Here is a 25,480-nt window from a genome sequence, read left to right on the forward strand (position 1 = left end):
TGATGAACATATATTATTCTTTATTATCCAATTCATCACTTATCTTTTGTTTCACTTTTCCGACTTTTTCTTTTATCATTCCCTTCGTTTTTTCCCACTTACCTTCATTTTTCAACTCTCTATCTTCTGTAACTTCACCAATTCCTTCTTTTACTTGTCCTTTTTTCTTTTCAACTTTACCTTTAACTTGTTCTTTTAGTCCGTTCTCACTCATATTTACAATCTCCTTTTCGTAATAGATTTATAGATTTAAAGGATACAAATTTAAATAGAATACATGCATCTTCTTTCTTGTAACCATTCACCGACTCTTTCTAAATCCTTAACGAATAACAAGATTTTCCCTTCATCCAGTTTTTCTTCATAAAAGTTCGCTTCTTCCTCATTAAGCCCTAACTCTTGCATTTTATTTCTTAACTGATCTCCTGTTTTTTGAAAGACGTTAATAATGCTTGTCCCAAGTCCCTCCTCTTTTATCCCAATTGTATTCACGTCTGCATTGTCCGCAATTCTATCTGTCCTATCTTTCTCATGCGTTAATACGTAAATATCTTTTTGGGCTATTCCTTTTTTCACGAGATCATTCGCCGCATTCATGACCTCTTTCTCCGTAATAAATTCATATACAAAAGGTTTACTATACTTCGTTTCCATCTTTAACTTCCTCCTTTAAAATGAATTATTTGTTATATTATATGTAGTACACCCATTTTCGAAATGTTAAACATAAAATATGAAAAAAGTTATGTGAATTTTGATTTTAATAGAGAATGAACATCATCATTTACCACTTTAAAACATCTTCTCCTTACAATAACTACCTAAATTAACAGAAAATTGTTATAATTAAACTTGAGGAGGGATACTATGAAAAAAATCATATCTATATGCGCTCTAACCGCTCTATCTTTCAATTTAATAGGTTGTACAAGCACCTCGGCTACAGATAAAGCTTCACAAGTTAAGCAAGAACATAAACAAAATACCTTTCAATTAAATTCTGCTAATATTACAGACATTGAAATACTGAAAACAACAAATCATACTACTTCCAAATCTCAAACAGACAACGAAAAAATGATACAATCTATCGTTTCAGCAGTCCAAAAAGGCACTCCTAAACAAATCACACTAGATCAAAAAAAGAGAGAATCTGCACATTCTACTATTACTGTTACATATAAAGATGACTCAAAAGAAGAATTTCTTGTGTGGGCTGATAATAAGGAGCAAATTTCGATTGCTAAAGATGAGAAGAAAGATAAGGTAGAAGGTGTGATAGTGAATATTAAAGATGCTAAAATAATGAAGGATTTCTTTTAAAATTCTAATTAACGTTAAAAAAAAGTAGGATTACATCCTACTCTTTTTTTAATCATGCTCAATAAATAGACCTTTATAAAATCTATTTAAGGTCTAATTTTGCTAAATCATGTTGTAAAACATTATTTCCTTCTTGTGGGTTAAATACGATTGCACTAAGACCAAAAACATTCGTAACAACATCTCTATCTTTCGGACGAATGATTCTTACTTCATAAGCAAAAAGTGCTGGAGGAAGAGCTGCTGAACGAAAAGTAACATATCGATTAGGTGGCAATGTTTGTGTTGAAGGGTCTATTAATGGTAATAATACCGGAGAACCTGATGACCAATCAAACATTTCAACTGTTACTCTACGAGTATCATCTGGATCAACATTCATAGCTTCAACAGTAAGAAATAACGTAGCGGAATGTCTACGTAATACACCCGTTGATAAAGTTTCATTATGATGTTCAAAGCATTTTTTTGGAGGGTGACCATAGCCATAACTCATACCAATTCCCCCCTTTCATTTACAATTAAGGACAAGTATTCCTTATAATATATAATGCTATTATTCTTTTATTGAAAGGTATAAAAGCGGATTTCTATCTATATTATTAGATATTTTATTTTTCATTTATTCGCTCTTAAATAATAAAGTGAAACTTTATTCCAAACAATATTGCTATTGCACCAAAGTAAAACAAACTGGACAACCTAGATTTCAAACTGTAAGATTAGATGTTGGTGAAATCGGGCAGCAAAGCATATATAGAAAATAGGTGTTAATGTTGAAAATCAATAAAAAATTTGAACCATTAATTTTTAATATCTTTATGATTTTAGGCATATCTAGCATTATCTCTTTCGTCATGGTTTCAATGAATGTTGGATATACAGCTTTATTTCTCAAATCATGGATGAAAACATGGGGAATTGCTTTCGTACTTGCATTTTTAGCTTCTAAATTATTACCCTTTGTAGTTAAAAAGATAATGAAAATCTTCACTTTTGTTGAGAATGATGCTTAAGAATAAAGTGATGTACTGCGTAGGTTCATTCCAATTAAAAGAGTTTATTATCACAAAAACTTAACCTAGTAAAATGTTTCAAATCGAAGGAAGACACCTTAAAGGTTGTCTTTTCTTTATAAGTAAAAAAAGCCCGCCTATTTCCGTAGGCGGGCTTTATCTTTATTACACAATACGAAAGTATACTCTCTTTTTCACTGAAATTTCATGTAATTATACATATTCATGAAAATAGCAGAATTAAAATATGCCAAAATAAAAAATGAGCTAAATCCCCTAAATAGCTATATAGAGATGAAGTTGTTATGACAACATATTTTCCACTTTCAACTTAGTTATCATTAGAATGTTTTTCTACAAAATCAAGGATCCTAGCATTAACTTCGTTAGAGAACTCACCATTGATTGCGTGAGATGCATTTTTCCAATTAACTATATCAATATCTTTAACGTATTTTTTTCCAGTTTCAACTGCTTTTACCGAATTGTGCATTGTACTTTTTTCAGCTATAAGTGCAAGCACTGGAATATCAATATTTTTTAAGTCTTCTTTACTAAATAAATCAGGCGCTGGCGTTTTCAGTTTATAGTTACGCATACCCGACTCGATTAACTTAGCGATAGGCTCATCGTCACTTGCTTCTGCTCCTCCAGCAACATAGCTTAACATCTTTTCTCTTAAAAACTTAGGGACAATAGGAACGGAAGCTGGAATAGATGCCAGAATCATTTTTATGGATATTTGCGCAAATACAAAGACTGGATCTAATAAACTAGCCGTAGCAATATGCTCAGGATTATATCTGGCCAAGTTCATTGTTGTCCACCCTCCAATGGAGACACCTACGATATGCACTCTTTCTAAACCTAATCCTTCAATTACTTCATTTAACCATTCTGCTTGTTGTTTTTGGTTTTCAATCACCTTCGTTTGCACACTCATCCCAGGTTCACCTAGTAAATCTATCGTATAAACAGGCCTTTTTTCTCTTAGACCTTCTAAATTAGGTACCCACATTGGAGTAGATGCACCACGTCCAGGGAGTAAGAGTATTGGTTCCTTATGTTTGTTTTCCTCTTTAGTAAAATAATAAGCACGAATTGTGCCATATTTCGTTTTTATATTTTTCGTATCGTTAGGTTTTGGAAGGAGTGCCATTGATTCATCGTAGGCAATTTGAAAGTCTTCCTTTCCTTTTTCAGATGTAAAGTGACCAACCTTATTATCATGTCTCTTCATTTGAATGCCTCCTTTCTACAAATATATGGATGAACTTTATCTATATATTCATGGTAATTATCCATTGAATTTTTATCTTCTTTAAGACAAGACTCTCATTTAGAAAAAAGAAAATCGTACGTTTAGATACAATTTGGCAACAAACTAACTGTTTTTTGTACATTAATAGACAACTACTGCAAGAATTATAGTTTTTATGTTTTCACTTATCTTTTTAATCAGATGAATGCTTTTTTAGTACATAATAAAGTGAAACTTTAATCAGTGGGGGGTTCATCGACCACTGATTATTAGCTCACACCAATCGTGCTTTTACGGTCAGCCCGCCCCCCACCTAACTTCTTTGCTTCCGCTGAATTTTGAGGTGGGGGTCTTACTACCCGTTAATGCGAGATAAAAAATATAAAAAAATATCCAGAAAAACTGTCACAAAATCCGTTTTTCTGGTTTCTCTATAATACAGGTATCAAATTGAAAGTGAGGTTTAAACGAACATGTTAACCATAGAAAATAAAGAAAGTCATGCTTCTAATATGACCTTTGAAGATTTATTTAAGCAGTACTATGCTTATGCTGTGAAACAGATTATATGGATTGTTAAAGATCAATCTATCGCTGAAGAGTTAGCACAAGAAGTATTTTTACAATTATATCGTAGCGATTGGAAAGGAATTAAAAATATACCTGGATGGTTGATTAAATCTTCTACTTATGTAGCTTATAACCATTTTCGATTTGAAAAAAGGCAGCAAGCGAAGATTGATAAGGAAATACAATACCATGAAGTACAAAATGTATCATCATTAGACGATGATTGGATAAGAAAAGAAGAAATTACAAAGGTCCAAACGACACTAAATAAAATGAATGATCGAGAACGAACCCTTTTACTAATGAAATTCTCTGGTTTTCAATATAAAGAAATTGCAGAAGTACTTCAAATTGAAATATCTTCTATAGGAACATTATTAGTCCGAGCCAAAATGAAATTCCGCAAGATTTATAAACAAATAGAGGAGGCATAACAAATGAAATGTTATGATATCGGGTTTATTCAAACATATATTGATGGAGAACTTTCTCATGATATAAGAAAGGAATTTACAAAGCACCTAGATACATGTGAAGCATGCCAAGATTTATTAGTAGAAATTAGTAAATTAAATCAATGGGAAAACGTAATGCTAGATGAAGAATCTGCAAATTCACCACAAGAAATCAAAATTGATATAGAACAAGCATGGAAAACATTTGAAAGTCGTTCCAAGTTAGACAACGTTTCTAATATAAATTACAAAAAACAACAAAAGAAAGGCATCTTTACAAACATGAGTAAAAAATCAAAATGTTTCATTTATACAGCAGTAGCTGCAGCTGCACTTTTCATAACAGCAATGATTCCACAAGTACAAGTGGCGGCTACAAATGTCGCTTCATATTTTTCTGATGCAATTACAAATGATAAAGTTGTAAATGAAGGAATAAAAGATGAAAATGGTATCACACAAGATATGATGAAGAATGGTAAATATATTCCTATTGATGAAAAAATTACAGATCAAGGTATTACTGTACATCTCAAAGAATTATTTATCGCAGATTCACGTATATCAGTTCATTATAGAATGGAAAAAGCTGACGGAAGTTTAGTACCATTTGAATTTGATACATCAGGATTAGATCTCCAAAGTGATGGTATAATTAATGGACAACAAGAGGAAAACCCTGAGATTAAACATGATGGGAGACTATCATTTATCCATGATTCAGATGATCGTCTTCCTTTTGAACTTATGGCAGCAGGTAAAAAATTAAATGAAGTGGGCATTCGTGATAATGATAAACCCGAAGGTGTCGCTACATTTGTTATAGTTCCTGGAGGAAAAGACGATTTTAAACAGCCCCTTACTTTAGATGTAAATATAACTAGAATTGGAAAAGTAATTGGATCTTGGAAAGCTCAAATTCCAATTGATACTTCACATTTGAAAAATAATACGAATTAACATGAAAAAAAGAATAGAACAATATGTATCTAATTCTCAGTTTATATGTTTTCTTGTTTTCGTTACATTTATTTCGTATATAGTTTTTACTCTATCTTTTATTTATGATTTAAGACCATTATAAGAAAAAGCCCTCTAAAAAAGTAGGAAAATAAATAACCGGTTTCTTAACGTATAAGGAATCGGTTATTTTGTATTTAAAATGCGTCTAAACGTACAATTTTCTTTTTATAAAAAAGAATAGACACCCTAAGGTGCCTTCCTCCGACTTGAACCATCTTAATTTTAATAATATGTATTGGACTCCCGTCCAACTATTATTTTACCACGTTAAGTTGTTTTGTTTATTGAGAAATACAATGTTTTATTTATGCTAATCTTCTGTATTAGTTCATTTTGTAGTCCGTGCAGCGGTTAACAAGAAAATAATAGCATTGATGACACCTAAAAGTCCCTGCTTAATCCACATAGATAATGCAGCATTTGTGCCAATGGCTAGAAAAATAAGCATTACTGTGTATCTATTGAATCTCAGTATAGACAACCTCCCGATGGGACTATATTTAAGGAAATTTCATTATTTTTTTGTTCCGTAAAACATTGTACTTCCTAGTGAAGAGAAATTCAGTTTTACTTCTATAACTCGCCCTGTTTCCACTCTTTATTATGGATATCTAATCCTTCTTGACCAAAGAAATGGAGAATAAATTCTTTTTCATCACTATCAATTTTTTTAGCTAGTTTAGATCCCTCCATACTTTGCTTTTTTCCTGAACGTAAATAATGAATTTCTTCAAAGTCTTTAACTACAGATTCGAACTCTCCATCATACCATTTGTTCAGAATAGATTCATATTTTGGTCTTTCATCATTATTAATAACATTTAAGTTGTTTTTTAAGTATTGAATGTTTTCTTTCGTCATTTGAAATCGCCCTACATCACGGGTACCGGAAACATGAAGATTATTCCCATTGAATTTGAGTTTTTGTAAAGACATATGTATCATCATATCATTTATAGTTTGCTCGTTTTGAATTTCACCAATCGACTGTGCCGCTTTAGAGAGTTCATCTTCACTTACTATATAACTATCTTTTTGCTGCTTTTGAATGGTTTGAACTTTCGGTTTTTCCTGAACCTTTTCTTCTTGTTTAGGTTTTGATTCAGTTGTAGTCTTCTCATTTGAGCTACAAGCAGCCATTCCCATAAGCAATGTACCGCATGTTAAAGCCATTAGTAACTTTCGGTTCATTTTTTTCCGCCTATCTGCATTAGTTATTTTAAACAGTTTTTTAATGTAAGATTTCTCATCTCATAGTAGCAAAGAATGTATCTATATATTGTCATGTTTTGTCGAAGAATAATAAAAAAACAACCTAGATCCTATAGGATCTAGGTTGCTTTTAATACGTAAACGTAATCGTCACTACAGAATACCCTTCTTTCGCATTATAAGGCTCCGCTTTATAAGAAACTCGATTTGCCCCTTGCGGATAATCGATTTCGCCAATTGCCTTTTTCACATCTTGCAGTGCACCATTCATTGATTGCTTGTATAGCACTTCAATTTTCTCTGGTTTTGCACTATAGCGTTGCTGCATTTTATTTTTTAATTCGGTATAGTTATTTGCGATATATTCATTTCCTAAATAGTTTAACTTTGTATCTTTTAATATTTGTTGATATGCAGGCGTTTTCGTACTACCTGCCGCAATTTTGTTTGTCAGTGTACTATAATAATTCGTTGTAGCTTGCGGGTAGTCTCCGCGGTTCCACTCATGATTTCTTGCGATTTGTTCATCTGATAAATTGAAATACGAATACGTGACGCGGCCCTGCTCATCTGGCACTGGATCATCGAATGTTGTATCAAGGTGATACCATTTGTTTTCGATTTTCACTAAATTCCAAGCATGAGGTTGTCCGTCCCCAGTTCCTGTCACAAAATGATTTTCAATTCCTGCTTCTTTTAATAATTGATAAGTTAATAGTGCGTAACCTTGGCAAACCGCAGAACGATTTACAAGTGCTTCATATGCTGTGTAAGCTTTATAAGACGTATCATAAGAAACATGCTTTACTACGTAATCATGAATCGCCTTCACTTTTTCGTGATCATCCATTCCAACTTGAGTAATAGAAGAAACGATTGCTTTCGCTTGTTTCATGACATATTCCGTCTGTTCTTTCGTTTCACGATATGTAATCTTAAGCGTAAACGTATAATTTCCAGGTGATCCAGAAAGTCCATATGAAACATTCGATCTATTATTATTTGTATACTCATTTTTACTTGCAACTTCTTTATATGCGTTAAAAAGTGTATTCATCACTTCTTCTGTATTATTATTTTTCGTTTTATATGGAAGTGTAATATTTGTCTCGTATGTATTAATACGCTTTTGTACTTCCTCTTTAAAAGCTGTTAATAATGCCGCATCTCCTGTGTCTTTCACATCGGCATTTTTATATTTCAAAGTTTTATATAAAAACTGCGCATACTGTTCACGTGTTACTGTGCCATACGGTTCAAAATTCCCGTTCCCTGTGCCATCTGCGATTCCATTTGACTGCACCGCACTAATTGCATTTTCTGCCCAAAATGGATTTGGAACATCCTTAAAGGTATGTTTTTGTTTTGCCGCAAGATGGAAAGCATTTGTAAGAATTTGTGCCATTTCCGCACGACTCACAGAAGCTTTCGGTCTAAATTGGCCATTTTCATCACCTTTAAAAACTCCTAAATTCGTTAAAGTTAACACCTCTTCTGGGAACATTGTAGAACTTTGATTAATATCACCGTAAGGATTTTTAAACGTAGATCCATCCTTTAATACGTAACGAGTTCCACCATTACTAAACGAACCGCCTTGTTTATTTGGTACTAACACTCGATAAATTAAAGCCGCAACTTGCTCCCTTGTCGCAACATCTCCAAAACCAAATATCCCATTTCCATAACCGGAAATAATATTCTTACTCGCTAAATCTTTAATCGCAGGATATGACCAATGTGATGTCGGCACATCAGAAAAAACACCCACTTCAGCAGCTTTTACATCGCTGCCATTTGTATATAACAACGCACCACCAATCAGTGATAATGATGTAATTGATTTTAATAGTTTTGTATACATAATGTCTTCTCCCAATACGCTCTCTATTTTTGTTGGTTTATGTCAAAAAATCTAAAAATATGACAAAATATATTATACAATTAAAAGTTTTTGAGGGATATATTGAATTTTAAAATATGCAAAAATTCATATTAATATATTTTTCCGTATTAATATTATGTTGTTTTGCTTGTGAATATATATAAGTAGTCAAGTCAACACAAATAATAAAAAGACAGCTATCCATAGATAGCTGTCTTTTTATTGAATCCAATTTAATTATTTTGAAAATCTAGCATACCCCAAGAAGTGCTTTTGAGTGTATGAACTATTTATCTTACTTTTAATTACACCTGTTGTTTCGTCAGCAGCATGAATATATTCACCATTCCCTAAATATATTCCTAAATGAGAAGGACCCGCTTTATATGTATTCTGTAAGAATACTAAATCTCCTGGTTGAGGATCACTTATTTTTGTAACCATTCCCCAGTATCCTGCAACACTTGTTCTCACAATGTTATATCCATTATTTTTAAATACGTAATAAATAAAGCCACTACAATCAAATCCATTTGGTCCTGTCCCAGCTTCAACATACGGCTTTCCAAGTTGTTTTAAAGCTAAATCAATTACTCCAGAAGAACCAGAATCTGTTTGGTTTAGGTTCATCCACTTGTCGCCTTCCCATGTTTTAATCTTCAACCATCCACTAGTTGTCCCATCTATTACTCTAAAATTCTGCGGACTATATAATGCTCCAGCGTTTGCTTTGCCTGAACTAAATGAAGGCTCGTTATACGCATAGAATGCTTTTTCTATGAACCTTTCTTCTCCATCTAGATTCAGCCATTTCTCGCCTTCCCATGTTTTAACCTTTAACCATCCATTAGGTGTCCCATCCACAACTCTAAAATTCTGCGGATTATATAATGCTCCAGCGTTTGCTTTTCCTGCATTAAATGAAGCTTCGTTATACGCATAGAATGCTTTGTTTATGAATCTTTCTTCTCCATCTGGATTGATCCACTTATAACCTTCATAAGTACTTACCTTCATCCAGCCATTTTCTTTTTTTTCTACTACTCCCCAATTTTGTGGGTTAAATGGTGCTCCATAATTTGCTTTCTGTGCATTAAATGAAGGCTCATTATATGCATAAATCGTTTTGTTGACGGTAATTTGTTCAGCCGCAGGATTCATCCATTTTTCGCCTTCCCACGTCTTAAATTTAAGCCAACCATCTGTTGTTCCATCTACTATTCTAAATGTTTGTCGCCCGTACTTCGCTCCAGCATTCGCAACCTTTGATGAGAGAGAAGGTTCATCATATGCATAGAAATCTCCCATGACACGTTCTTCCCCATTCAAGTTAATCCAAACTGGACCTTCCCATGTTTCAATCTTCCACCAGCCATTATCTCTTTTTTCCATGACTCCTACATTTTGAGCACCATACTCTGATCCGCCATTTGTTTTAGCTGAATTAAAAGATGGTTCTTTATACCCATAGAATGATTGATTCACGTATTCTGAACTATTAGCAGCGTGAGTTACCATACTGAATGTCGAGATAGATAGAATAAAAAACAATAAGATTCCTATACTTTTCTTAAACATAAAAATATCCTCCCTTTTATTTTGTCTAATATATAATTTTCGAAGCAAAGAATAGATATATCCTATTTCATTATTTTAATTCTCACTTTTTTACGTCCCCATTCACGTGCTTGCTTTTCTGTAGGAAACAGAACATCAATTTTATTGCCTTTAATAGCCCCACCTGTATCTCCAGCAATTGCATCACCGTATCCTTCAACCCAAACTTTCGTTCCTAGTTTAATAACTTTAGGATCAACTGCAATTAACTTGATGTTAGGATTTTTTCCTATGTCTATTCCAGACGCCGTAATCCTTTCATTTGGTGGACTACCTTCTACACTATATGCAGTAGCTTCCACGTAGAATTCTACGCCTGTATCTTCCGCATTTAAATTCATCCACTTGTCGCCTTCCCATGTTTTAATCTTCAACCACCCACTAGTTGTCCCATCTACAACTCTAAAATTCTGCGGACTATATAATGCTCCAGCGTTTGCTTTGCCTGAGCTAAATGAAGGCTCGTTATACGCATAGAATGATTTGTTTATGAATCTTTCTTCTCCATCTAGATTCAGCCATTTCTCGCCTTCCCATGTTTTAACCTTCAACCATCCATTAGGTGTTCCATCCACAACTCTAAAATTTTGTGGACTATATAATGCTCCAGCGTTTGCTTTAGCTGCATTAAATGAAGCTTCGTTATACGCATAGAATGATTTGTTTATGAACCTTTCTTCTCCATCTGGATTGATCCACTTATAACCTTCATAAGTACTTACTTTCATCCAGCCATTTTCTTTTTTTTCTACTACTCCCCAATTTTGCGGGTTAAATGGTGCTTCATAATTTGCTTTCTGTGCATTAAATGAAGGTTCATTATACGCATAGATTGTTTTGTTGACAGTAATTTGTTCAGCCGTAGGATTCATCCACTTGTCGCCTTCCCACGTCTTAAATTTTAGCCAACCATCTGTTGTTCCATCTACTATTCTAAATGTCTGTCGCCCGTACTTCGCTCCAGCATTCGCAACCTTTGATGAGAAAGAAGGTTCATCATATGCATAGAAATCTCCCATGGCACGTTCTTCCCCATTTAAGTTAATCCAAACTGGACCTTCCCATGTTTCAATCTTCCACCAACCATTATCTCTTTTTTCCACGACTCCTACATTTTGAGCACCATACTCTGATCCGCCATTTGTTTTAACTGAATTAAAAGATGGCTCCTTATACCCATAGAATGATTGATTCACATATTCTGAACTACTAGCAGCGTGAGTTACTATACTAAATGTAGAAATAGATAAAATGAAAATTAATAGCAATGATACGCCTTTTTTAAACATATAAACTTTTCACCTCTTCCTTTTTTTAACAGTATATTACCATAAGTACATTAACATAAATTTCTTTATTTATCTATAATTTACCATATTAATTGGTAAACAATTTAGATTATTATATTTCTTTTAAACCCTCTCTATTCAAGGCATAATTGGGTTCAATGTAATATGAAATACAAGATATGCAATATTGCATATCTTGTATTTTTTATATTAAATTATTAATCTATTCCTTTCTTATACAAAAGTATCTAATTTTTGCTAGTTTCTCTTCTTTTTAAAATAACTATTTAGAGATAGTTTTATTAAATTTTTCACTACTAGTCACAAAAATATCTTATAATCTTTATATAATAAATTAATGTATTAGGGGTAGATAAAATGCCAGTTACACTCGAACTTATTCTTTTCATTCTTATAGCAATTAGTGCTGTTGGCTATTTAATAAAAGAATTTCAAAAAACTAGGAAACGAACACTTGGAATTTCACTAGAATTTTTAGTTCTTTTCTGGTCAATATGGAGAATATCAACTATCATAATCTAATTTATAAAACATGAATTCCTTCGAATGAAGTGAAACTCTAATCAGCGGGGTTATAGGATAAATTTACCAGTATTTTTACCACAACATCCATGTTAAAATCCCTTGTGAGTACGACATAACTCGACCTTATGAAGCTCCGCAGCTTTTATCGCGGAGCTTTTTTTATTTAAAATAACTATTTTGTTCACTTTTTTGATACATTTACGAAACATTCATATGTTACGTTATATAAGTCCTTTTTTAAATCTTATTCATTCTAGCAAAAAGTCCTAGTCCCCCTAGGGCTTTTTGCATTCAAACAATGAGTTGTATTTTTTCTCAATAACCGAAACTACTTAAGGTGGTAAAATAATAATTGGACTGGCATCCAATACCATATTACAATGGAGCAAATCGCAAGAAGGCACCTTAGGGTGTCTTTTTTGTACATAAAAAAATCTCACCATCTTATAGAAACGATAAGCCCTTTAAAACAATAATTGCAACTATATTAATTTTACATTACATTAAGGTTAGAGAATGTTCTTATTTTAATAAAGTGCTAAATAGTAGGTGGAAAAATGGAATTTAACGATTTGGGTATTACCATTAAAGAACTTAGAATCAAAAAAATATATCACAATCCGAATTATGTCATGGAATATGTTCACAAAGTCAAATTAGCAAGATTGAAAAAGGTATGATTTATCCATCTAGTATATTGTTATATCAATTATCAGAAAGACTTGGTATTGACCCAAATAATATATTTGCACTAACTCAAAACAAAAGATTAAAATATGTAGAAAATGTAAAATACGTAATAAAAGATTGCTTAAAGCAAAAACAATATAAAGAACTTTATGAAATAGTAAAAAAAGAGAAAAACTTAAATAATTTTCAAACAAAAGATGAGAAACAATTTCTAATGTGGCATGAAGCAATTGCTGTATTTATGGTGGATAAATCAATAAAAACTGCTTTAGATTTTTTAAATCATGCATTAAAACTGACTTTAACTAATTCTGATTTTTTATCAGAAAGAGAAATAGATATTATGCAAACAATGGCTATATTTTATGCAGAAAATAAAGAATATGAAAAAAGTATTAATATATTCAAAAGATGTTTAACTAATTTTAATAAATTAGATTTTCCTAGAGATAAAGAAATTAAATTAAAACTCATGTTAAATTTAGCAAAATGTTTCGACTTCACATATCAATATGAAGAGGCAATAAAGTACATTGATAAGGGTATCAAATTAGCAATTAATCTACATACTTTATACCTACTAGGTGAACTATTCTATTTAAAAGGTCAGTGTTTATTAAAAATGAAACAACATAATGTAGAAGATGTTATTTATAACTGGAAAAAAGCATTATTTATATTTGAACTAACAGAAAAAGAATATTATACAAAAGTGATACCAGATGAACTTATTGAATTACAAAATAAAAAACACTCATAATTTCATAAAAACTACTTACAAATCCTATAGAAAAAATCCTTATAGCTTTTAAACTTAGATCGATAATATTAAAATAATTTAAGCCGGCGGAAGGCACCTTTAGGTGTCTTTTTTTTATTTTTACAAGGACCTGCTCAATTAATTCTTAAAAACATAATAGGGAATATTGTTTTATTTATCTCATTTTCATTCATGCTATATATAAAATTCGTTAATAAACCCACCTCAAATACTAGTTCCTTTTATAAGCCGTTTTTTTGATGTAGATGACATTATTCTCAATACAATAGAATGAATTATTGGAACATACTTAGCAATATATATCAAAAAAACATAAAAAAAAACCCTTCACCTTAAGGTAGAAGGGATCTTCAAATTTCCGTAAAGATAACCCAAAGCGTATGTGCACCTGCATCTGGATATCCTAAACTTCTTTCGCCAACTACCGCTCCTCTGCCGAACAATCTTTCACCGATAGATTGTATGCCGTGAAGTGCTACTTGTAACATTTCAATTCAGATATACGACAGTAAAGAATACATCATTACAGTGTCAGCAAGAAAAAGTGTATTCTGCATTTCTGAAAACAGTAGATGGCAGATTATGACCTACTGAATCTGCTAAGAAAGAATATACAAGAACATCCTTAACATCCTCTCTATTTCCACTAATGATGACATCAAGGAAATCTTCTACTTGAAATTCTGGAGTAAACAACACAATCTTAGTTGTTCTATTTGGTTCTAAAGAAACAAAAGTACGAGAGATTTCAACTAATTCATTTTGAGTTGGGAAAAAAGTGTTTCGACTTCTCTTAACAGTTACCGTTACATTACTAGTATGGCAACGTGAATCATTGTTTAACATAATGTTGAGAGCAGTTGGAATAATCCCATTTTCAGAGACTGGAACTCGAAACACTCCAGTAGATTTATGAGCCATATAATCACATCCTTTCAAAATAAAATATATTTACAATATATTAGATGCAAAAAACGTTCATTTTGATATGGACAAATTACATGATTAATATATCTATAATAACCCTCGGTATTACTAAGCCAATGTTTTAAAAGATTAACAAATATCGCGAGAACCAATCAAATGTATATTAAAAGTAAAAAGAATAAGTTGTCTAAAAGACCCCCTATTTTGAGCCAATAATGAGACATTATGTTAATCTTATATGTATAGCTGCACAAAATTTAGAAACTTAAGGAGACAGATAAATTTTATGAGAAAATTATCTATATTACTTACTTTCATTCTAGTATTAGTCAGTGTTACGGCTGCTTGCACACAAGATAAAACAGATAGTGCCGTTGAAAATGGTCCAATAGAAGAACCAACCGCAAAAAATGAAAATGAAGAATTAATAAATTTTGAAGAAAAAGAAGATATGAGCCGCTTGGAACAAGGTATTTTATTAGTTGGTGAGAGTGTTAAGGGAGGCTATTACTTGACCGCTGTTCAAAGTGCCTATTTAAATGCTAGCAACAATTCCGTCATTGTTAATGTCTCTGTAAAAAATGTACGAGGTCAAACGATTGGACTATCAGAATTAAAATATAACTTAAAAGATGAAAAAGATGGAAAGATTTATAAAGGAAAGGTGCTTGATCAAAACCCTTCTGATATACAAGTTAAACCAAATGAAACGGTAGAATTGAAAATAGCTTTTGAAGTACCACGTACCGCAGATGAATATATGTTTTATATTGAAAGCTCTTTAGACCCTCTACAAACATACTGGAAAATTGATAAGCTGCAATCACAAACAAACTAAGTCTAAAATAAGCAAAAAACAATAAAAAATTTAATATATATACAAATGAATACTATATAAACGTAAGACCATCGATTTAATGAATCGTTGGCCTTTTTCAAAAAATGCCCCATTAAAAACTAAGAGATAAAAAAGAACTAATCTCGAGAAGAGATTAGCTCAATATATCCAAAGCTATTATGGTACATAGTTTTATGAGCAAACGTTATATAATGTTGTATGGGATACATAACCTGTCATCCCTTTATATGTAACTTTTAACCACTGTTTAGAATTACTGTAATGACCTTGAACATATTCACCAGTTACCCATGTTCCAGTAATTTTCGTACCATCATTAAATGTATGTAAGACAGGTGAATCGACAGTATAACCACTGCGCATCTTTGCACCATATACACCTACCGTACCTCCCTTTGCACAAGCTGCTACTACATTTTGATTTTCAGTAGCATTCGTAGCCGCGAAAGCAGAGCCGTTAAATGTAAATAAAGTAAATATAAAAGCTGTTAGTACTGTACAAATAGATAAACGACGTAACAAAATAAATTCCCCCTTTTTTTATAATTTACTTCTTCACAAATGATTATCTTAAATATTCTAACTATTTTCAATATATTAATGTTGAGAAATATTAGTTGTATTTTTGAAATAAGATTTTATCAAAAATAGTAACAAACTCATATTTTACTGAGAAAGAACCGAAAGAAGTCTTCTACATATCAACTATATAAAAATCCCTCCACCTTAAGGCAGAGGGACTTTCCAATTCCTATTTCAAACTACCCGCAATCTCCGTAAAGATAACCCCAAGTGCATGTGCACCTGCATCTGGATATCCTAAGCTTCTTTCGCCAACTGTACCAGCGCGGCCCATGCGAGCTACGATTTCTTTCGTGTACTCTGCTCCTTTGACCGCTGCTTCTGCTCCTTTTTCAAAGGCAGTTTTTACGTCTACTTCGTTTGAGGCGCTATCTAACCAAGAATCTACACATGGAGCAAGTGCGTCAACAAGTGTTTTGTCACCAACTACTGCTCCTCTGCCGAATGATCTTTCACCGATCGATTGGATGCCTTGCAATGCTGCTTGCAGCATTTCAGCGAATTCTTTCACTGTTAACTCACGCTTCTCGCCTGCTGCTTTACTAGCTGCGCGGAATGCTCCGCCCCAAATTGGACCAGAAGCGCCGCCGCAATGTTCCATAATAATCATCGAACAACCGTCAAGGAATGATCCGATCGTTACGTTCTCTTGATCTACAATCGAATGCCACTCACGTTTTAATTGCTTAAATCCTTTTGCTACACTCATTCCGAAGTCGCCGTCACCAGCATGCGTATCTAGCTCACAGAACGGTACTTCATTTTTAATAATAATATCGCTCATTTTATCAACGAGATAAATCATGTTGTTTAATGTGATAACATTATTTTTTATCACAGCGTGTTCTTCCGCCGTTTCTAGTTCAAATGAAACTTCCTTCTCTTCTGTCTCTTCAAGTACATTTACGTACTCTACACTTTCAACTGGACCGTCTACTTTAAACGCTGGTGTATTACATTCTTTTGATAGTAATGTTTTTAGCTCTTCATCTAACTTCATTACCGTTAAAGACATACCAGCCATATCGATACTCGTCATATAGTTGCCGACGAATACTCTATTAATTTTAATGTTTCTAGCAGCTAATTCTCGCGTCACTGCATTGTTAAATAAGTAAAGTTCCTGCAGTGGTGTTCCGCCAAAACCGTTAACTAGAAGTGCGATTTCCTCGCCATCTTTTACTCCTAAATCTTTCATTAAATCATTTGTCATACGGTTAGCTAGTTCATCTGCTGACAGCATTTTTTCACGCTTAATTCCTGGTTCGCCGTGAATACCTACGCCGTATTCCATTTCATCTTCCGCAAGTGTGAAAGTAGGTGATCCGCTCGCTGGAACTGTACAAGACGTTAACGCTAAACCGATTGTGCGCACGTTAGCCGCTGCTTTTTCTGCTACAGCTTTCACCGCTCCTAAATCCATACCTTCTTCCGCTGCTGCGCCGGCAATTTTATGAACTAAAATAACGCCCGCAACGCCGCGGCGTCCTACTGTATATAGGCTATCTTCTACCGCAATATCATCGTCCACCTTTACGTAGTCGACTTCAATTCCATCTTCCGTCGCTAAATGCGCACCGTTTTTGAAATTCATAATATCGCCGCTATAATTTTTAATAATTAATAACGTACCTTTTTTACTAGCTGTCTCTTTAATCGCTTGGTATACCTGAATTTGTGAAGGTGACGCAAACACATCTCCGCACACTGCCGCATCTAACATTCCTTTTCCGACTAATCCTGCATGTGCCGGCTCGTGACCACTACCGCCTCCACTAATTAACGTTACTTTATTTTCGTTCATTTCTTTCTTCTTAATTACTTTATATTTTTTCAAAAGCTCAAGCTCTGGATGAGCCATAACCATTCCGTTACACATTTCCATTACTAATGTTTCTGGTTTGTTTATAATCTTTTTCATTGTAGTTCTCCCTCAATTCCTTTAATATATTGTGATATATTTGAAATCTTCTTCTTACTACTCATGTTAAAATGAAAGCGTTTTATAGTAAACGGACAAAATGGACAATCTGTCTAAAGACACCGCTCTCATTTATAGATAGGATTTTTATATTACTAACATTCTAGGGATGATTCAGATGACCTCTTCTATAATTTCTAAAAAGATAATCGCGAACTCATTGAAATATTTAATGGAAACAGAGTCGTTTCATAAAATATCAGTGAGCGATATTATGTTACACTTTCAAATGCGTAGGCAAACTTTTTATTATCATTTTAAAGATAAATTTGAACTACTAAGCTGGATTTATAGAGAAGAAACGAAAGAAAATATTATAGACTTTCTCGATTATGAAAAATGGGAAAACATTTTCGATTTATTATTTGATTACTTTTATGAAAATCAAAAATTTTACCGAAATGCTTTTAAAGTCATTGAGCAAAACTCGTTTAATCACTATTTATTTGAGCATACGAAAAACTTATATATGAAGATTATTGATGAATTATCCGTGAGCTGTGGATTCAGCCTTTCTGATGAGACAAAAAATACGATTGCCTCTTTTTATAGTCACGGCTTCGTTGGAACGATAAAAGATTGGATTGAAAGTAAATGCGAAGTAAACCCGTCCATTATGTCTTCTCTCATGAAAAATATGATAAACAATCAATTACTACTATTACTTGAGCAATCAGCAAAGTAATTAAAGGGTGGCAAAAGCAATGAAAAAGATTATGAATGATGTACAAAATATCGTTCAAGATATGCTGCACGGCTTTTATTTTGAACATAATGACAAAGTAAATTACGACGAAACAAATAACATCATTTATGTAAAAGATATCGAAAAACTGGAGCAAGACGTCGCTATAATAAGCGGCGGTGGTAGCGGACATGAACCTGCTGATATTGGTTATGTAGGAAAAGGTATGCTTACAGCGGCAGTAAACGGCAATATTTTCACTCCGCCTACAGTGGAACAAATTGTAGCGGCAACTCGCCTTATGCCAAAAGATAAAAGTATACTATTCATCATTAAAAACTTTAAAGATGACGTTGAGAACTTTCTTGCGGCTGAGCAGATCGCTAAAGAAGAAGGAAGAAAAATTGACCATATTATCGTAAATGACGACGTTTCAATTGAAGATGATGCTTCTTTTAATAAAAGAAGACGCGGCGTAGCTGGTACTGTTTTCGTTCAAAAAATACTTGGTGTGGCCGCTCTTGAAGGCCATTCTCTAGAAGAACTAACAACACTTGGCCGCTCTATCACTGAAAACTTACACACATTAGGAGTTGCCCTTTCCCCTGCCAACGATCCAGTAAAAGGAAAAGCTTCATTCACATTAAATGACGATGAAGTGTTTTATGGCGTCGGCATCCATGGCGAAAAAGGTTACCGTAAAGAAGCACTATCCTCTTCTGAAATATTAGCGATCGAACTAATGAACAAACTAAAAAGCATTTATCGCTGGAGAAAAGGAGACAACTTCGCTATCCTCATTAATGGACTCGGCGCAACTCCATTAATGGAACAATACATTTTCGCAAACGACATTCGCCGTTTGTGTGAACTTGAAGGATTGCAAGTGGCATTCGTAAAGATTGGTACGCTGTTAACTTCTTTAGATATGAAGGGTGTTTCGCTTAGTTTGCTTAAAGTAGAGGATTTGGATTGGGTGAAGTGGTTGAAGGCGGATGTTAGAGTGGGTAATTGGTAAGTAAAAATTATGATGATAAAAGCCTTTAACTATAACAAGTTAAAGGCTTTTTGCAAATTGAAATATCGCTCGAGCGTTCAAAAGAAATTCGTAATTACCTCACTGAATGATTACAGGTCTTCCAAATAAAGCTGGATGATAAATTAACATCGCCCCTACAAATGAACACACTAAACAAAAAATAGCCTCGTATTTTATAACTAGAGAAGAGTTTGTATCCAGCTTTTTTTCCTCTCTTTTATATATCATTTTAAATAATGCTTTATATAATAAATACCCAATAATCGCCCCGAGGGTGTTCGTAAATAAATCATCAATATCTGTAATTCTATTATTTAGTAATTGATTTAACTCAATAGCCAATGAAAAAAAGAATCCCGCGCATACCGTGTTTTTCATTTTTCTAAACTGAGGCCAAATAGTCGGTAATAAAAAACCTAATGGCATAAACAGTACAATATTTAAAAGATACGTCGTACTACCTGCCGTATCAAATAGAGTCAAGTTGATTTGATTTACACGAATCCACGTTTCATATCTACTTATATCCCATACAGTCGCGATTTGCGTCACCTTATACACTAGCGAAAGATAGAACAGAAAAACATACACCCACAAAAAATGCAGAATAGATATAGTTCTTTTCGCTTTAAAATAAAATCCAATTTGAAACACAACACAAAACATAATAGTAAAAAAATAAGTATACAAATAACTCATCAAAACTCCTGTATGCATGTGGAATCCCCTAACTTTACATTTTCATCTATTATTTAGAACATAGTTTAAGAATCGGTACTTTGTTCATATATTTAATCTTCTACTTTGTCTTCGAACATAGGGAATATATTAAAAATAAAAAATCCCCACTTCTTCATTTTCAGTCTCCTCCTTGATGTAACTTGTTTATAGGATAGGAAAAACTTTTAAAATAAAAAGTGGGGTAAATATAAAATTTTTCTTAAATTTTATGTTAGTTTTTATTATTACTCTAATTACTAATCCGCTATTCGTTGTTAGGCAACAGTATGCTTAAACTTAGTTTTCACTTTACTCCTTCTCATCCCTCATACTGTAATACCCCAAATTAATAATAACCAAGAAATACCCACTCATAATTCCAGCAGCAAATGTCCACATGAATTCATGGTGTTCAATTTCATACATAATAATTGCGCCGAGAATTGCGGCTGCGAACCGGTTCATCATTCCGAGCATCGGTGCTTTTTCTTTTTTTACAATGCTATCTCCGAACTTTTCAATACGTCTTCCTAAAATCCAGGCGCAGTACATACTTACTAAAAGGCCAATGCTTATCCCTACGAACTGTGCTGAAAAAGGTGTCACAAGCCATCCCAATAACATTACGCCTAGCAAACAATACATTTGTATGTTGAACGATCTTAATGCCATACGAATCATGTTATTCTCCTTTATCTTTCTCATTGTAATTCCGTATCATCAATCCAATCTCCCAGGCTTCAAGCTTTCAGCTATATCTTTTTTAAAATGAGGGAATTTGATTTTGCTCACCATTAAATAAGCGAGTACGCATGTACCAAACGCCACAGAAACTGGATTCTTTAAAAAACATAAAATGAGGAGACACATTGCCGCGAATGGGATTGGCATGCCGATAAAGGTCGGGAGTTTGCTTTGCTGCGTGTTAAATCTCGCAAGCCGAAGCATTCCGCAAATACTATAAGCAAGCGCACATATCATCCCGATAGACTGCAAATCTTTTAACGCGACACTATATGCAAGAATAGACGGTGCCACACCAAAAGTAACTAAATCCGCAAATGAGTCCAACTCTCCACCAATTTCCGAAACAGAATCAAGTTTCCGAGCGACCATACCATCTAAAAAGTCAAACAACATACCCGTAATAATAAAAACTGCTCCCAAATAAATATCGTGAACGAAAACAGCGTAAATAGCTAAAAGTCCACATACAAAATTTGCTATCGTAATCATATTTGGTATGTAACTCATAACACGCTTCTCCTCCTTTCTACTAATTGCTTCATCTACGTTCTTACTCATTACAATTAAGATCCTTCTGTTTTTCTTCCAATATCACTTTATTTATTTTCGTTAACGTCTCGGTCATTTGCTCAAGGGCATTTATATCGATTTTAGAAAAATATTTCTCAATTAATACATCATCTAACTCAGACAACCGCTCTATATACTTACTACCGTTTGGACCAAGTGTAAGAAAATACTCCCGTTTATTATTAGGGTTTACTTGTTTTGAAATCATCTTCTGTTTCTCCAATTTAGATAAAACTTGGCTAACGGCACTTTTGGATACATTAAAGGTAGTCGCAATGTGATTTGCTGTCGTGTTTTCATTTAAATTAATATGAAATAGCATGCTCTCTTGCTGTCCTGTAAGACCGAACTCATCTTTTAACTCCTGGAATAGTAAAATGTAGAATTCATTATAAGCTCGGTTCATTTCATTAATTACTTCTTTATACGTTCTAGTCATAGCGTTATTCCTCCATGCTTTTATTTCGTTTCGTTTAATAGTTAAGTTTACTTAACTTAACTATAGTATACCGTTATGTTCGTGTAAAGGGAAATATAACGCTACACTTTACTCACAATGATACAAAAAAGAAGACACTCTTCTAAAACAAGTTAAGTCCCTTCTTCCTCACTGCTTCCTTCATCCAAATACCCAATTAATCGTTCTGAATAATCAAAAAGAAAATCAATTAAATTCCATATAGACCCATTACTGGTTAAAATGTTATAATGGAATTACCCTACATAGTTACTCATAGCCAGACTGAGGAACTAGCGTCTTATTAAGTAATGCGCATAACTAAAATAAAAAAGACACTTTACGGTGTCTTTTTTATTTATATTCATTGCAATTATCTCTTTTATAAACAAACTCTATCAAACAGTAAAGGAGACTAACAGATGGAACATCCTGTTGCAAGAGAATTACGTTTTATACGGGTATGTCTTATCATTTTGATTATTGTCATTGCATTCTGGGATCGTGAGAAAACTGTGGAAATTACTGATCACGGTAGCGATCCTATCTTAAACACCAGCAATATGACCCAAGTTGGTGAGAATACATTTGCATACAAAGATGAATCGAATCAAATTAAAATATTTAAGTTTAATCCAGATACAAATGAAATAAAATTAATAAAAGAGTTTTATGCTAACGAATATTAATTACATGAATTAAATAATTCAAATCTGTAGAAGACACTTTAAAGTGTCTTTTCTTTATGAACTACAAAGTATGAGGCCCCAAGCCATTAGCTGCAATTACGACTAAGGCTTTTACTATATAAAAAATAAAACATAGTAAGAATAGAATACTCACTTAAATTTTTTTTCACTTCACAAACTACATCCAAAAAGTTGGATAACTTCTTTTACTACTCATATTATTAATGAATAAAGCAATAACTACAATAACAACGGAGCCAATTAAAACTGGTGTTACTAAATAACTCCAACTATTTGCCCCTAAAATAACGATAATCGGATCGGCGCCTGCCGGAGGGTGCGTCGTTCTCGTTAACATCATAACGGCTATTGACATCCCCACCGCTAAAGCAATTGTCCAATATTCATTCCCAAACAAATGATATATTGATAGACCAATGAAAGTTGAAATCAAATGTCCTCCAATAATATTACGCGGCTGAGATAATGGCGCATTCCAAACTCCAAACGCTAATACACAACTCGCACCAAATGGAGCCATTAATAATTCTGTAGAGGTTATGCTCGTTAAATATGTTAAGGTAAGAATTGTTAAAAATCCCCCTAGTAGTCCCGTTAAAGAGTCCTTTACATTTACTTGTAATGGACTTCTTCCTTTCCCTTTCATTTTTGTAAAATATCGTACACTTATTGGTTGAGGGTCTTTTTGCTTAGTTGCTGTTATATTATTCATCGTTCTCCTCCTTTATTTACCAACCATTATAACTCGGCAATAACTAACCTGTAAATATTAATTTTAGAGGTTAGTTATAGAATGCAAAAAAAGAATCAACTATTATAAGTTGATTCTCTAAACTTCCTCAAATTTTCGATCCTGAAATTTTGCTACCTTTTTCCGGTTCCCACATATTTTCATAGAACACCATTTTCGTTTCCCACTCTTATCTATAAATAATAAAACACATTCAGGATTTGAACACCTTTTAAGGGAAATCAGCTTATTTTCTGCTATTAAGGTTAAAGCATCAAATGCAATTAACGATGCGAGTACATCCTCGATTTCTCCAACCGGGATAGATACTAGCTGTTGTTCAATGATTTTATATGTAAATGGTGCCTTCTCAATTTGTTTTTCTAAATACGTAATAAAATCATTAGAAATTTTTTGCTGATCAGCAATTGCCTCAAACTGTTTTCTCAGTACTTCTCTTATTTCTAATATACTAGATGTAACTTGATTCATTCGCTTCTGAATTCCTATAAGTGTTTTTTCATTCCAAAAAGGAAGATTAACCTTTATTACATATAACCATTCTAATACATCTTCATCTGTTATTAATAAATCATAACGTTGTCCACGCCTAACTAGCTCTGTATTTACTAAATCTAATGAGAGATTTCCAGATATAAGCGGGAATTGTTTTTTGTCCTGCATGTACTCATCACCTTCTCTTTAAATAATCATATTCCAAATTAATACAGCAGTGCAACTTTTTTATAAACTAAAAAGTATGAAGATCAAAGCCTTTAGCCATAATTACGACTAAAGGCTTTTTGTATGTAAGTAAATGAAAAAGGAGCTAATTTTATGGAACATAATAAAAATGGAATACTTGCTTTAATTGTTTTATTTGTAGGACTAGCATTTTTTGTCAGTGGAATGGTTTATCATTTATGGGGCTCATTTTAATTTCAAATTTTAGACAGATAAATAATTCGACTCAGAGAAATGCGCATTTTTCCCCTTTTCCTTCCAAAATTAATATAATAAGATATAAAATGTAATACATATACAAATATATATAGCACTCATTAAAAGTGCTTCTATTTTGGAAGGAAGAAACAAACGATGAACAAAAAGTTATTAGCATCATTATTATGTAGCACATTCTTGTTTGGAGTATCAGCGTGCAGTTCACATGATGCGCCTGCGAAAAATGAGCAGGCGACTTCTAAAAAAACAGAGAATGACAAACTTAGCAACAAGGATTCGCAAAAAGAACTTCCTACCAATGTAGATTCCTCTGATGTATACATGTCAATGGGATCTGCCGAGTCAATAGATGTTCTAGGGACTGGAGAAGTTAAAGCACAAGGTGTCTTTAAAGTATTAGACATCGCAGTTTATAATCGTAAAGAAGAACCCATTACACTAGATATCAACAACTTTAAATTAATTGATGGATTTGGAAGAGAATATCACATTTCCAATGAATATCAGTCAGTACTTAAAGCTGCGAATATCTCCACATTCAAATTTAATATTGTTAATCCTAATGAAAGTTCGGAAGGAAACATTGTATTTGATGTACCGAAAAACACGCAAGGATTAACTTTAAAAATTAATAATGATAAGTTAGATAAAGAACTCCAATTAAAAGTGGAATAGGCCAATAAATGCGTCTCCCTTCACATTCTCTACTAACATAAAAAAGTACAGTCTTTTGGTCATCTCCCTGTCAAGTAGACAGTAATAAAAAGAGTATTATGCCACGGCCTTTTCCCGATATTCTATCGGGGAAAGGCCGTGAAGTTTTTCTTGGAATCTTTCTGTAT

General features: G+C 33.2%; 28 protein-coding genes and 1 pseudogene. 10 read left to right on the plus strand and 19 right to left on the minus strand.

The annotated features are described in order from the left end of the window. Positions 1-13: 13 nt before the first annotated feature. Positions 14-214, minus strand: coding sequence for a CsbD family protein (locus MR168_RS10925; protein WP_086412376.1), 201 nt, complete (start codon positions 212-214; stop codon positions 14-16). Between the two features lie 50 nt (positions 215-264). Beyond that, on the minus strand, positions 265-654 hold the full coding sequence (locus MR168_RS10930; RefSeq protein ID WP_086412375.1) for a YflT domain-containing protein: 390 nt from the start codon (positions 652-654) through the stop codon (positions 265-267). Between the two features lie 213 nt (positions 655-867). Between MR168_RS10930 and MR168_RS10935 the strand changes: the two genes are divergently transcribed. Continuing rightward, on the plus strand, positions 868-1,323 hold the full coding sequence (locus MR168_RS10935) for a hypothetical protein (RefSeq protein ID WP_000720832.1): 456 nt from the start codon (positions 868-870) through the stop codon (positions 1,321-1,323). An 82-nt stretch (positions 1,324-1,405) separates the two neighbouring features. Here MR168_RS10935 and MR168_RS10940 read toward each other — a convergent pair whose 3' ends face one another. Next, positions 1,406-1,819, minus strand: coding sequence for a hypothetical protein (locus tag MR168_RS10940; RefSeq protein ID WP_000120217.1), 414 nt, complete (start codon positions 1,817-1,819; stop codon positions 1,406-1,408). 280 nt (positions 1,820-2,099) lie between these two features. Between MR168_RS10940 and MR168_RS10945 the strand changes: the two genes are divergently transcribed. Continuing rightward, positions 2,100-2,339: a DUF2798 domain-containing protein gene (locus MR168_RS10945; RefSeq protein ID WP_000700224.1), complete on the plus strand. Its 240-nt coding sequence runs from the start codon at positions 2,100-2,102 to the stop codon at positions 2,337-2,339. Positions 2,340-2,670: 331 nt separating this feature from the next. Here MR168_RS10945 and MR168_RS10950 read toward each other — a convergent pair whose 3' ends face one another. After that, positions 2,671-3,579 carry an alpha/beta fold hydrolase gene (locus MR168_RS10950; protein WP_002023421.1) on the minus strand — a complete coding sequence of 303 codons (909 nt, stop codon included), beginning with the start codon at positions 3,577-3,579 and terminating at the stop codon, positions 2,671-2,673. Between the two features lie 494 nt (positions 3,580-4,073). Between MR168_RS10950 and MR168_RS10955 the strand changes: the two genes are divergently transcribed. Beyond that, a complete protein-coding gene (locus MR168_RS10955; protein WP_086412374.1) occupies positions 4,074-4,604 on the plus strand; it encodes an RNA polymerase sigma factor SigX in 531 nt (176 codons plus the stop codon). Positions 4,605-4,607: 3 nt separating this feature from the next. Beyond that, positions 4,608-5,585 (plus strand): DUF4179 domain-containing protein, encoded by a 978-nt coding sequence (locus tag MR168_RS10960; RefSeq protein ID WP_000650417.1) that lies wholly within the window; start codon positions 4,608-4,610, stop codon positions 5,583-5,585. Positions 5,586-6,221: 636 nt separating this feature from the next. On the opposite strand, the gene MR168_RS10965 is transcribed toward MR168_RS10960, so the two are convergent. The 4 genes from MR168_RS10965 to MR168_RS10980 all read right to left on the minus strand — a co-directional run bounded on the left by MR168_RS10965 (position 6,222) and on the right by MR168_RS10980 (position 11,651). Continuing rightward, a complete protein-coding gene (locus MR168_RS10965) occupies positions 6,222-6,839 on the minus strand; it encodes a DUF6241 domain-containing protein (RefSeq protein ID WP_001080422.1) in 618 nt (205 codons plus the stop codon). 151 nt (positions 6,840-6,990) lie between these two features. After that, on the minus strand, positions 6,991-8,724 hold the full coding sequence (locus MR168_RS10970) for an S-layer homology domain-containing protein (RefSeq protein WP_086412373.1): 1,734 nt from the start codon (positions 8,722-8,724) through the stop codon (positions 6,991-6,993). Between the two features lie 258 nt (positions 8,725-8,982). After that, complete coding sequence (locus tag MR168_RS10975; protein ID WP_000474055.1) at positions 8,983-10,323, minus strand: C40 family peptidase; 1,341 nt, start codon at positions 10,321-10,323, stop codon at positions 8,983-8,985. 62 nt (positions 10,324-10,385) lie between these two features. Further along, on the minus strand, positions 10,386-11,651 hold the full coding sequence (locus tag MR168_RS10980) for a 3D domain-containing protein (protein WP_086412372.1): 1,266 nt from the start codon (positions 11,649-11,651) through the stop codon (positions 10,386-10,388). A gap of 1,103 nt (positions 11,652-12,754) precedes the next feature. Here MR168_RS10980 and MR168_RS10985 point away from each other — a divergent pair. Further along, positions 12,755-13,647 (plus strand): annotated as a pseudogene (locus MR168_RS10985) (helix-turn-helix domain-containing protein). A 371-nt stretch (positions 13,648-14,018) separates the two neighbouring features. Here MR168_RS10985 and MR168_RS10990 read toward each other — a convergent pair. Together MR168_RS10990 and MR168_RS10995 are read right to left on the minus strand one after the other, a co-directional pair. Continuing rightward, the gene (locus MR168_RS10990) at positions 14,019-14,156 is read right to left on the minus strand and encodes a DAK2 domain-containing protein (protein WP_000942237.1); all 138 of its coding nucleotides are present in this window, start codon (positions 14,154-14,156) and stop codon (positions 14,019-14,021) included. A gap of 43 nt (positions 14,157-14,199) precedes the next feature. Then, a complete protein-coding gene (locus MR168_RS10995) occupies positions 14,200-14,589 on the minus strand; it encodes a hypothetical protein (RefSeq protein WP_000940665.1) in 390 nt (129 codons plus the stop codon). Positions 14,590-14,881: 292 nt separating this feature from the next. Between MR168_RS10995 and MR168_RS11000 the strand changes: the two genes are divergently transcribed. Then, positions 14,882-15,433, plus strand: coding sequence for a DUF4352 domain-containing protein (locus tag MR168_RS11000; RefSeq protein ID WP_086412371.1), 552 nt, complete (start codon positions 14,882-14,884; stop codon positions 15,431-15,433). A 192-nt stretch (positions 15,434-15,625) separates the two neighbouring features. On the opposite strand, the gene MR168_RS11005 is transcribed toward MR168_RS11000, so the two are convergent. After that, positions 15,626-15,976, minus strand: coding sequence for an SH3 domain-containing protein (locus MR168_RS11005; RefSeq protein ID WP_000946193.1), 351 nt, complete (start codon positions 15,974-15,976; stop codon positions 15,626-15,628). A gap of 229 nt (positions 15,977-16,205) precedes the next feature. Then, positions 16,206-17,957: a dihydroxyacetone kinase subunit DhaK gene (gene dhaK / locus MR168_RS11010; protein ID WP_006917963.1), complete on the minus strand. Its 1,752-nt coding sequence runs from the start codon at positions 17,955-17,957 to the stop codon at positions 16,206-16,208. A gap of 178 nt (positions 17,958-18,135) precedes the next feature. Between dhaK and dhaS the strand changes: the two genes are divergently transcribed. Together dhaS and dhaQ are read left to right on the plus strand one after the other, a co-directional pair. After that, a complete protein-coding gene (dhaS, locus tag MR168_RS11015; RefSeq protein ID WP_242291260.1) occupies positions 18,136-18,702 on the plus strand; it encodes a dihydroxyacetone kinase transcriptional activator DhaS in 567 nt (188 codons plus the stop codon). A gap of 19 nt (positions 18,703-18,721) precedes the next feature. Next, positions 18,722-19,720, plus strand: coding sequence for a DhaKLM operon coactivator DhaQ (gene dhaQ / locus MR168_RS11020; RefSeq protein ID WP_086412370.1), 999 nt, complete (start codon positions 18,722-18,724; stop codon positions 19,718-19,720). A 99-nt stretch (positions 19,721-19,819) separates the two neighbouring features. Here the strand turns inward: dhaQ and MR168_RS11025 are convergent, their stop codons facing one another. The 4 genes from MR168_RS11025 to MR168_RS11040 form a co-directional block, all read right to left on the minus strand. Further along, the gene (locus MR168_RS11025; protein WP_025710322.1) at positions 19,820-20,458 is read right to left on the minus strand and encodes a VanZ family protein; all 639 of its coding nucleotides are present in this window, start codon (positions 20,456-20,458) and stop codon (positions 19,820-19,822) included. A gap of 312 nt (positions 20,459-20,770) precedes the next feature. After that, a complete protein-coding gene (locus MR168_RS11030; protein ID WP_006917967.1) occupies positions 20,771-21,142 on the minus strand; it encodes an ATP synthase subunit I in 372 nt (123 codons plus the stop codon). A 39-nt stretch (positions 21,143-21,181) separates the two neighbouring features. Continuing rightward, positions 21,182-21,766 carry a CDP-diacylglycerol--serine O-phosphatidyltransferase gene (pssA, locus tag MR168_RS11035; protein WP_000042263.1) on the minus strand — a complete coding sequence of 195 codons (585 nt, stop codon included), beginning with the start codon at positions 21,764-21,766 and terminating at the stop codon, positions 21,182-21,184. Further along, positions 21,759-22,217: a MarR family winged helix-turn-helix transcriptional regulator gene (locus MR168_RS11040; RefSeq protein WP_000198944.1), complete on the minus strand. Its 459-nt coding sequence runs from the start codon at positions 22,215-22,217 to the stop codon at positions 21,759-21,761. The genes pssA and MR168_RS11040 overlap by 8 nt, the downstream gene beginning before the upstream one ends. A gap of 440 nt (positions 22,218-22,657) precedes the next feature. Between MR168_RS11040 and MR168_RS11045 the strand changes: the two genes are divergently transcribed. Continuing rightward, positions 22,658-22,924 (plus strand): YmzC family protein, encoded by a 267-nt coding sequence (locus tag MR168_RS11045; protein WP_000400965.1) that lies wholly within the window; start codon positions 22,658-22,660, stop codon positions 22,922-22,924. A 178-nt stretch (positions 22,925-23,102) separates the two neighbouring features. Here the strand turns inward: MR168_RS11045 and MR168_RS11050 are convergent, their stop codons facing one another. Both MR168_RS11050 and MR168_RS11055 read right to left on the minus strand, forming a co-directional pair. Continuing rightward, positions 23,103-23,657 carry an HPP family protein gene (locus MR168_RS11050; protein ID WP_086412369.1) on the minus strand — a complete coding sequence of 185 codons (555 nt, stop codon included), beginning with the start codon at positions 23,655-23,657 and terminating at the stop codon, positions 23,103-23,105. 117 nt (positions 23,658-23,774) lie between these two features. Continuing rightward, a complete protein-coding gene (locus MR168_RS11055) occupies positions 23,775-24,359 on the minus strand; it encodes a CGNR zinc finger domain-containing protein (RefSeq protein ID WP_006917969.1) in 585 nt (194 codons plus the stop codon). A gap of 414 nt (positions 24,360-24,773) precedes the next feature. Between MR168_RS11055 and MR168_RS11060 the strand changes: the two genes are divergently transcribed. Beyond that, the gene (locus tag MR168_RS11060) at positions 24,774-25,313 is read left to right on the plus strand and encodes a DUF4352 domain-containing protein (protein WP_086412368.1); all 540 of its coding nucleotides are present in this window, start codon (positions 24,774-24,776) and stop codon (positions 25,311-25,313) included. 96 nt (positions 25,314-25,409) lie between these two features. Here MR168_RS11060 and MR168_RS33645 read toward each other — a convergent pair. Beyond that, positions 25,410-25,480: IS3 family transposase (locus MR168_RS33645; protein WP_325782447.1), on the minus strand; the 71-nt coding region annotated here is incomplete at its 5' end.

This window comes from Bacillus cereus group sp. BfR-BA-01356 (assembly GCF_022663635.1).
GTDB lineage: Bacteria > Bacillota > Bacilli > Bacillales > Bacillaceae_G > Bacillus_A > Bacillus_A cereus.